We start from the raw sequence: 10,277 nt of genomic DNA on the forward strand, positions 1-10,277 counted from the left end.
CCGTCCGCGACTGTGCGGTCACTCATGCGGTCACTTGTGCGGTCACTCGCTCAGCTCCCGGTCGAGCAGCCCGAACAGCTCGTCGTCCGAGGCCGCCTCGACCCCGTCCAGGGAGCCGTCCAGGGATCCCACGGGGTCGTGGCCGTTCCCGCCGTTCCCGCCGTTGCCTCCGTACGCGCCTCGCGTCGCGCCCAGGGCGGTCAGCGCGCCTCGCAGCGCGCGCACGAGCCCGGCCCGCCGGCCGTCGTCCGCCATGAGGTCCGCGGCCGCCGACACCCACCCGTCCAGCGCCGCCGGGTCGAACACCTCCCGCTCCGGGCGCAGCCGCTCCAGCAGATGCGCGGTCAGCTCCCGCACGGTCGGGTGGTCGAACAGCACGGTCGCGGGGAGCCGGTCCCCGATCTCCTCGCCCAGCCGGTTGCGCAGCTCGATTGCCGTGAGCGAGTCGAGACCGAGGTCGAACAGCCCGCGGTCGTCCGGCACGCGCGCCCCGCCGGCGAGGCCCAGCACCTCCGCGACCCGGCCGGCGACGACGTCCCGCACCAGGGCCCGCGCCGCGTCCTCCGCCAGCCCGTCCAACCGCCGCGACAGCGGCAGGGCCCGTACGGCGGGCCTGGCCGGCGCCAGGTCGGCGAGCACCTCGGGCAGGTCGCCGGACCGCCGGGCGAGCGCTCCGCGGTCGAACCGGGCCGGCACCAGCACCGCCCGGCCGGCCCCCAGCGCGTCGTCGAGCAGGCCGAGCGCCTCCTCGGTGGTCAGGGCGCGCACGCCCATCCTGGCGAGCCTGCTTTGGGCGGCCTCGCTCAGCTCCCCGGCCATGCCCCGGCCCGGCCCCGTGTCCCACAGGCCCCAGGCGAGGGACAGGCCCGCCAGCCCGGCCGCCCGCCGCCGTTCGGCGAGCGCGTCCAGGAACGCGTTGGCCGCGGCGTAGCCCGCCTGCCCCGCGTTGCCCAGCACGCCCGCGACCGACGAGAACAGCACGAAGGCCCGCAGCGGCAGCCGCGCGGTGAGCCTGTGGAGGTTCCAGGCGCCGTCGACCTTGGGACGCAGCACCCGGTCGATCCGCTCGGGGGTCGCGTTCTCCAGCACCGCGTCGTCCAGGGCGCCCGCGACGTGGAACACCGCGGTCAGGGAACCGGCCACCTCGCCGACCAGGGCGCCGGCCGCGTCGGGGTCGGCCACGTCGCAGGCGGCCGTACGGACCTCGACGCCGTCCCGGGCGGCCAGTTCGCCGGCCAGGGCGCGCAGGGCCGGGTCGGCGTCGCCGCGCCGGCTGACGAGCAGGAGACTGCGGACGCCGTGCCGGGTGACCAGGTGGCGGGTCACCTCCGCGCCGAGCGCGCCGCCGGCGCCGGTGACCAGGACGGTGCCCGCGCCGAGGTCCGGCGGGACGCCCGGGGCGCCGGTCGCCGGGCGCAGGCGGGGGCGCAGCGTCTCGCCGTGGCGGAGGGCGAGCTGGCCGGGCTCGGCCGCCAGCACGCGGGGCAGGAGTGCCAGGGACTCGGGGTGGGCGTCGACGTCGACCACGCCGATCCGGCCGGGGAACTCCAGCCGGGCCGTGCGGACCAGCCCCCACAGCGCCGCCCCCACAAGCCCGGCACGGTCGGTGTGGTCAGCAAGGTGGCTGTGGTCGCTGTGCTGGTAGTCGGTGCGATGCGGGTCCGTGTGGTCGCCACCGTCGCTGTGACGGTGATCGGTTTTGTGGTGATCGGTGTGGTCGGTACGAGCGGCCGGGTCACCGGCGATCGCTCCCTCGGTCACCAAGCCCCGGGGTACCGCTCCCTGGGTCACCACCACGAGGCGGCCGTCGGCGGGCAGCCCGAGGATCGCCTCGCGCGCCCGGCGCAGCGCCTCCCGGACCGCGCCCGCCACGTCGTCCGATCCACCGGCGTCCACTCGATCGGCGTCCGATCCGTCGGCGTCCGCTTCGCTGGGGGCGCCGCCCGTCCCGGCCGGGTATGCCAGCACCGGGAAGGACCCGTCGGCGAGTAGCCCGTCGGGGGCCAGGACAACCAGGTCCCCGGAGCCCGCGGTCGGGTCCGAGAGCGCGTCCGGCCGCGCGGCCGCCGGCTCATCCGGCGGCGCGGAGACCCACACCACCTCGTACGGCCGCGTGGCCGCACCGGCCGCGCCCAGCAGCGCGCGCTCCTCGACCGGGCGCACCCGGGCCTCCGCCACGGACAGCACCGGGCTCCCCTGGGCGTCCACCGCGTCGAGCGCGAACGTCTCCTCGCCGGTGTGCTGGATCCGGACCAGCAGCCGTCCGGCGGGCACGGCGTGCAGGCGCACGCCCCGGAAGGCGTACGGGACGGGGATGTGCCCCTCGGGAGGGTCCTGCGCGGCGGCGATCCAGGGGTGGAAGGCGGCGTCGAGCAGCCCCGGCGTCAGGCCGGCGCCGGTCTCGACCTCCGCGTACAGCTCGTCCCCGGCCCGCCACAGGGCCCGCAGCCCCTGGAAGGCCGGGCCGTAGCCGTAACCGCGGGCGGCGAAGAGCTCGTACGCCCCCGTCACGTCCACGGGCTCGGCCGCCGGGGGCCGGCGGCCGGACCAGACCGGCGCGGCGGCGTCGCCGTCGAGCGCCGCCTCGGCGTGCTGGATCCACTCCTCGGTCCCCGCGGGACGGCCGTGCACGCGGACCCGGGCGCCGTCGACCGTGATCCTCAGGTGGACCTCCCGCTCCGCCGGGATCGTCACCGGGGAGCGCAGCTCCAGTTCCCGGACCGCGCGGCCGCCGTGCCGGTCGGCGAGCCAGGAGGTCACGTCGAGGAGGGCGGCCGCCGGGAGCACCGGAACACCGGCCAGGAGGTGGTCGGCCAGCCAGGGCTGCCGCGCGGCCGAAAGCACCCCGGTGTAGACGGTCTGCCCGCCGTCCGGGACGGCGACGGCGGCCATGAGCAGCGGGTGATCGGGTTTCTCCGCGCCGACACCGGCCGCGGACCCGTCCTCGCCCGGTGCCGCGAGCCACAGGCGCTCGCGGCGGAACGGGTAGGTGGGCAGCGGCACGACGGTCCCGCCGCCGAGCAGCGCCCGCCAGTCCCAGGCGACCCCGGCCACGAAGGCGCGGGCCACGAACGACCACAGCGCGGCCGCCTCGTCGTCCCCGCGGCCGAGCGCCGCCGCCGCGACGGCGTCCTCACCCAGGTCGCACTGCCGGACCATCGCGGTCAGCGCCGCGTCGGGGCCGATCTCCAGGAAGCGGACGGCGCCGAGCCCGCGCAGCCGCGCGACCGTGTCCGCGAACAGGACGGTTCCCCTGACCTGGTCCGCCCAGTGCTCCGCCGATCCGAGGACGTCCGCGCCGGCCTCCTCGGCGGTGAGCGTCGACACGAGCGTGCGCCGCGGGGGCGCCGCGGACAGATCGGCGATCTCCGCGCGGAACGGCGCCAGCATCGGCTCCATCAGCGCGGAGTGGAAGGCGTGGCTCACGGTGAGCCGCTTCACCCGGTGCCCGAGCCCGGCGAGATGGGCGGTCAGCCGCTCCACGGGACCGGCTTCGCCGGAGATCACCACCGAACCGGGGGCGTTGACCGCGGCCACGTCCACCCGCACGCCCGTCTCACGCGCCAGCAGTTCCACCGTCGCCCGGTCGGCCTGCACCGCCGCCATCAGCCCGCCCTCGGGCAGCTCCTGCATGAGCCGCCCGCGCGCCGCCACGAGCGCCGCCGCGTCGGGGAGGGTCAGCGCTCCGGCGACGTGCGCGGCGGCGATCTCGCCGACCGAGTGCCCGGCGAGGGCGTCGACCGGCAGGCCCCACGACTCCAGCAGCCGGAAGAGGGCCACCTCCAGGGCGAACAGCGACGCCTGGGTGTAGCGGGTCCGGTGGATGAGCCCCGGCTCGCCCTCCCCCGCGACCACGGCCGCCACGTCGACGCCGTCGGCGCGGCGCAGCTGCTCGCACACCTCGTCGAACGCCCTCGCGTAGGCCGGGAACGTCCGGTACAGCTCCGTGCCCATGCCGGTCCGCTGGCCGCCCTGCCCGGCGAACAGGACGGCGGTCCGGCCGCGCACCGCCGTACCGGTCACGACGGCGGGGAAGGCGCCCGGCGGCGGCGTGGTACCCGCGATCAGGTGGTCGAGCCCGGCGACCAGCTCGGCGCGGTCCCGGCCGAGGACGACGGCCCGCCGGTCGAACGCGGTCCGGGTGACGCCGAGCGACAGGGCGACGTCGGCGATCCGCAGGCCGGGGTCGGCCGCCACATGCCGCCTCAGGCGTGCCGCCTGCTCGCGCAGCCCTCCGTCGGTGCGCGCGCTCAGCACCCACGGCACGACCGGCGTCGCCTCGTCCGGTGCCGGGCCCTCCACCCGGGGCTCGTCACCCATCTCCAGGATGACGTGCGCGTTGGTGCCGCTGATCCCGAACGACGAGACCGCCGCCCGGCGCGGGCCGGAAGTGCCGGGCCAGGGCACCGCCTCGGCGGGCACGGCCACCGCGCCGCCGGACCAGTCCACGTGCTCGGTCGGCCGGCTCAGATGCAGGGTCGCGGGCACCCGCCCGTGCCGCATGGCGAGCACCATCTTCATGATCCCGGCCACCCCGGCGGCGGCCTGGGTGTGCCCGATGTTCGACTTGAGCGAGCCCATCAGCAGCGGTGCGCGCCCGTCCCGGTCCTGTCCGTACGTGCCGAGCACCGCGCCCGCCTCGATCGGGTCGCCCAGCCGGGTGCCGGTGCCGTGGGCCTCCAGCACGTCGACGTCGGCCGGGCGCAGCCCCGCGCTGCGCAGGGCGGCCCGGATGACCCGCTCCTGGGCGGGGCCGTTCGGCGCGGTGAGGCCGTTGCTGGCGCCGTCCTGGTTGACGGCGGACCCGCGGACCAGGGCGAGCACGCGGTGCCCGTTGCGGCGCGCGTCGGCCAGGCGCTCCAGCACGAGCAGCCCCACCCCCTCGCCCCAGGCCGTGCCGTCCGCGTCCGCCGAGAAGGGCTTGCAGCGGCCGTCGGGGGCCAGCCCGCGCTGGCGGCTGAACTCGACGAACGTGGCCGGGCTCGCCATCACGGTCGAGCCCCCGGCGAGGGCCAGCCCGCACTCGCCCAGCCGCAGCGCCTGCACCGCCTGGTGGACGGCGACCAGGGAGGAGGAGCAGGCGGTGTCCACCGTCACGGCCGGGCCCTCCAGGCCGAGGGTGTAGGAGATGCGGCCGGAGGCGACGCTTCCGGCGCTGCCGCTCACCAGGTAGCCCTCCAGATCGCGGGCCGCGCCGCGCCGCTGGTGGACCCGCGCGCCGTAGTCGGAGTACATGACGCCGACGAACACCCCGCTCTGGGATCCGCGCAGCGTCGCCGGGTCGATCCCGGCGTCCTCGACCGCCTCCCACGCGGTCTGCAGCAGCAGCCTCTGCTGGGGGTCGACGGCCAGCGCCTCGCGGGGGCTGATCCCGAAGAACTCGGGGTCGAACTCGGCCGCGTCGTGCAGGAAGCCGCCGTGCCGGGTGATCGACGTGCCCGGGTGCTCCGGATCGGGATCGAACAGGTCGGGGTCCCAGCCGCGGTCCGCGGGAAACTCGGTGATCGCGTCCGTGCCCGAGACGAGCAGCTCCCACAGCTCGGCCGGGGTGCGCGCGCCGCCGGGGAACCGGCACGCCATGCCCACGATCGCGACGGCGTCGCCGTCCGGGTCGTACGGCTCCCGCTCCCGCGCGCCCACGCCGGGGCGGGCGTCGCCGTCCGCCGCTCCCGTCAGGTCCTCGGAAGGACCGCCGGCCAGGGCGTCGAGGAGCCCGATCAGGGCGGCCGGGGTGGGGTGGTCGAAGACGACGGTGGCGGGCAGGCGCACACCGAGGTCGTCGCCCAGGCGGTTGCGCAGCTCCAGGGCGGTCAGCGAGTCGACCCCGAGGTCGGTGAACGGCCGGTCCGGGTCGATCTCCGCGCCGTCGGCGTGGCCCAGGACCGCGGCGACCGCGTCGAGGACCAGCCGGGCGGTGTCCCGGCGGCCGGGCCCCGCGACGATCGGGACGGCGGCCAGAGCAGCGGCCGAGGCGGGGGCGGCGGGGGCGGGCGTCGCGGCCCGCGGGCGGTGCCGGGCCGCCGCGACGGCGAGGTCGAGGCTGCCGGCCACCACGACCGGGGCGTCCGACCGCAGGGCGTCGTCGAACAGGCCGAGTCCGTCGGCCGGGGCCATGGGGCGGATGCCCGCCCGTCCCAGCCGGGCGACGTCCACGTCTCCCAGGGCGCCGCTCATGCCTTCGCCGAGGTCCCACAGGCCCCAGTGAACGGTCACGGCGGGCCGGCCGGCCCGCCGCCGTCGCCGCGCCACCGCGTCGAGGGCGGCGTTCGCGGCGGCGTACGCGCCCTGCCCGGCGGTGCCGAGGACGCCCGCCACGGAACCGAACAGCACGAACGCGTCGAGGTCCGCGTCGCGGGTGGCCTCGTCGAGGTTGCGGGCGCCGGTGAGCTTCGCGTCGAGCGCCCGCCGCAGGGCCGCGCCGGTGAGCCGTTCCAGGGTGGCGTCCTCGGCGACGCCCGCCGCGTGGACGACGCCCGTCAGTGGAGCGTCCAGGCCGCCGAGCAGGGCGGTGAGGGCCTCCGGGTCCGCCGGGTCGCAGGCCCGCACGGCGACCGCGGCGCCGAGGGCGGCCAGCTCCGCCTGGGCCGCGCCGGCGTCCGGATGGCGCTCACCCCGGCGGCTCACCAGCAGCAGGTTCCGTACGCCGTGACGGGTGACGAGGTGGGCGGCGATCCGCCGGCCGAGTGCGCCGAGCCCGCCGGTGACGAGCACCGTGCCGCCCGCGGCGCTGCGCGGCCACAGCGGTCCGGAGGACGTCGGCGCCGCGGGCGCGGGGCCGAGACGCGGCACCAGCGGCGCTCCCGACCGGAGCGCGGCCTCGGGGAACGCCGCACCCGCGGCCGCGAGCAGCTCCGGATCCTCCGGCCCGTCCTCCGGGCCGATGTCGAGCAGGGCGAACCGGCCGGGGTGCTCGGCCCGGGCCGCCCTGACCAGGCCCCACAGGGCGGCCGTGGACGGCCGGGCGGACTCGGCGTCGTCCACCGCGAGACCCCGGGTCAGCACCACCAGGCGCCCGCCGTCACCGGCCGCCCACCGCCGCAGTACCTCGCGGGCCTCGTCCAGCGCGGCGTACGGGTCGTCGTCGCGGTCGAGCCCGTGCAGCAGCGCGAGCGACGGAGGCCGTTCGAGAAGGTCCGCCACGGCGGCGACGCCGGCGAGGACGGCGCCCGCCGCCGGCTCGGGCCGGGGCCTCGCCTCCCAGTGCAGGCCGTACACGGCGGCGGCGGACGGGAGCGGCCGCAGCCGCAGCCGCTCCACGGTCAGGATCTCCCGGCCGTCGTCGCCGATGAGGTCGGCCCGGTAGGCGTCGGGGCCGAGCGGGGTGAACCGGGCGCGGATCCGGGTGGGGTGCGGCGGCCGTCCTCCGGACGCGGGCGCCGCGTGCGCCCGGACGCCGCTCAGCGCGTACGGCACGCGACGCGGGCCGTCGATCCCGTCCAGCGACAGGGCGTGCAGGGCCGCGTCCAGCAGGGCGGGCCGGGCCGCGTGACGCGCGGCGTCGCCGCGGAGCGACGGCGGCGACGCCACCTCGGCGTACAGGTCGTCGCCGTCCCGCCAGGCGGACAGCAGCCCCTGGAAGGCCGGGCCGTACTCGTACCCGTGCTCGGCGAGCAGACGGTAGGTGGCCTCGGGCGTTCCGGGGTCGACGCGATGGCCGGGACCGGACCCGACGGGGGCACCGGGCGCGACCTCCTCCCGCGTGAGCGTGGCGGTGGCGTTGACGGTCCACTCCGCCGCCTCTCGCGCCCGGCTGCGCACGGTGAGCTCACCGTCCGGGGACAGGGCCGCCTGGAGGCGGACCTCACCCGGGCCGTCCAGTTCGAGCGGCGCGCGCATCACGAACTCGCCCAGCGTCGGCAGGCCGGCCTCCCCGCCCACCGCCAATGCCAGGTCGGCCAGGGCCATGGCCGGGACCAGCACGCGGCCGCCGATCCGGTGGTCGGCCAGCCACGGCTGGCGGCGGGTGGACAGCACGCCGGTGAACAGCCGGCTCCCCCCGGGCAGCTCGGCCGTCCCGGCCAGCAGCGGATGCGGCGGGGCGTCCAGCCCGAACGCCGCCGGAGGACCGTCGTCCGCGGCGGGCAGCAGCCAGTAGCGCCTGGTCTCGAAGGGGTACGTCGGCAGGTCCGTGAGCCGGCCGCCCGCGACGAGCGGCCCGAAGTCGACCGGCACGCCGGCCACGTGCAGCCGGGCGAGCGCGGCCCGCACCGCCGCCGCGTCCGGGCGGCCCGTCCGGAGCAGCGGCACGGCGACCACCTCGGCGGCGACCACCTTCGCTGCGACGACCTCCCCGGCTTCGCCCTTCGCGGCGTCTCCCCTCGCCGCGTCTCCCCCCGCCGTGCCGCCTCTCACCGCGTCTTCCCCCGCGGTGTCGCCTCTCGCGGTGTCTCCCTGCGCACCCTCTCCGTTCGCGGCGTCTCTCCTCGCCGCGTCTCCCCCCGCCGTGCTGCCTCTCGCGGTGTCTCTCTGCGCGGTGCACGTCTCCTGGGCGTGCGCGGCGAGCGACCCGTCGGGGCCCAGCTCGGCGAAGCGGGTCACGCCCGCCTCCCGCGCCGCGCGGACCGCGTCGGCGAACCGCACGGTGCCGCGCAACTGCGCCACCCAGTAGTCCGGGCCGGACATCTCACGCTCGCCCGCGAGCGCCCCGGTCGCCGTCGAGACGATGGGCAGCCGGGCCGGGGCGAACGTCAGCCCGGCCACCACCTGGCGGAACTCCTCCAGCACGCCGTCCATGTGCGCCGAGTGGAAGGCGTGACTCACCTTCAGCCGGGTGGCCTTGCGGCCCTCGTCCTTCCATCGGGCGACGAGCCGGTCGATCTCGTCCGCGTCGCCCGACAGCACGACCGACGCCGGGCCGTTGACCGCGGCCACCTCGACTGTCCCGCCCGCCGAAGCGGCCAGCCCGGCCGCCTCCTCCGGGGTGGCGGCGAACGCGGCCATCGCGCCGTCGTCCCGGGCGGCCTGCATCAGGCGGCCCCGGGCCGCGACCAGCGCGCAGGCGGAAGGGAGGTCGAGCACGCCAGCTACGTGCGCGGCGGCGAGCTCCCCGACCGAGTGGCCGATCAGGAAGTCGGGCCGCAGGCCGTACGACTCGGCGAGCCGGTAGAGCGCGACCTCCACGGCGAACAGCGCCGGCTGGGCGTAAAGCGTCTGTCCCAGGCGCTCCGGGTCGGCGATCAGATCGCGCAGTCCCGCGCCGATGTGGGGCTCCAGCAAGGCGGAGATCTCGTCGAAGGCGGCGGCGTACACCGTGGAGGCCTCCAGCAGGCCTTCGCCCATTCCGGCCCGCTGCGCGCCCTGCCCGGAGAACAGGAACGCGAGCCGCTGGTCCGGCAGGGCGCGTCCGGTGACGACGGCCGGGTGGCGCACGCCGTCGCGGAGGGCGGCCAGAGCCCGCACCGGGTCCCCGAGCGCGGTGTCCACCACGGCCCGGCGCTCCAGCCGCGACCGGCGAGTGAGGGTGAACGCGACGTCCCTCGGCGCGGCGGACCCGCCGGTGAGGACGTCGTGCAGGAGGCCCGCCTGTGCGCGCAGCGCGGTCTCCGTCTTCGCCGACAGGACGAACGGCACGCCCTCCTCCGTCGAGGGGTCCGCAGTCGTCGTGGTGACGGACGTCGTGGTGACGGTCGTCGTGGTGACGTCCTGGCCGGGGGAAGGGTCGTCGCCGGTGGCGGGTGGCTGTCCGAGTGTGGTGGTGGGGGGCTGTCCGAGGCCGGTGGTGGGGGGTTGTCCGAGGGTGGTGGTGGGGGGTTGTCCGGGGGTGTCGGTGGGGGGTTGCTGGAGGATGACGTGGGCGTTGGTGCCGCTGATCCCGAAGGAGGAGACCCCCGCCCGGCGCGGCCGTTCCCCCTGCGGCCAGGCCACCGGCCCGGTCAGCAACGCCAGCCCCGAACCCTCCCAGTCCACATGCGGCGTCGGCTCGTCCACATGCAACGTCGCCGGCAGCACCCCATGCCGCAAGGCCATCACCATCTTGATGACCCCGCCCACCCCCGCCGCCGCCTGAGCATGACCGATGTTCGACTTCAACGACCCCACCCACAACGGCGCCACCCGGCCACGCCCATAGGCCGCACCCAACGCCCGCGCCTCGATCGGATCCCCCAACCGCGTCCCCGTCCCGTGCGCCTCCACCACATCCACATCACCCGGACCCAGCCCCGCCTCCGCCAGCGCCCGCCCGATCACCTGCTCCTGCGCCCGCCCGTTCGGCGCCGTCAACCCATTACTCGCCCCATCGGAATTCACCGCCGACCCCGCCACCACCGCCAACACCC

1 protein-coding gene is annotated in these 10,277 nt (G+C 77.3%); it reads right to left on the reverse strand.

Annotated features, from left to right (window positions below):
* Positions 1-42: 42 nt before the first annotated feature.
* A partial coding sequence (locus tag HHX40_RS32795) for a type I polyketide synthase (protein ID WP_220499865.1) occupies positions 43-10,277 on the reverse strand: 10,235 nt, incomplete at its 5' end.

Origin of the sequence: Microbispora sp. H10949, from assembly GCF_014161435.1 — a bacterium.
Lineage (GTDB): Bacteria > Actinomycetota > Actinomycetes > Streptosporangiales > Streptosporangiaceae > Microbispora > Microbispora triticiradicis.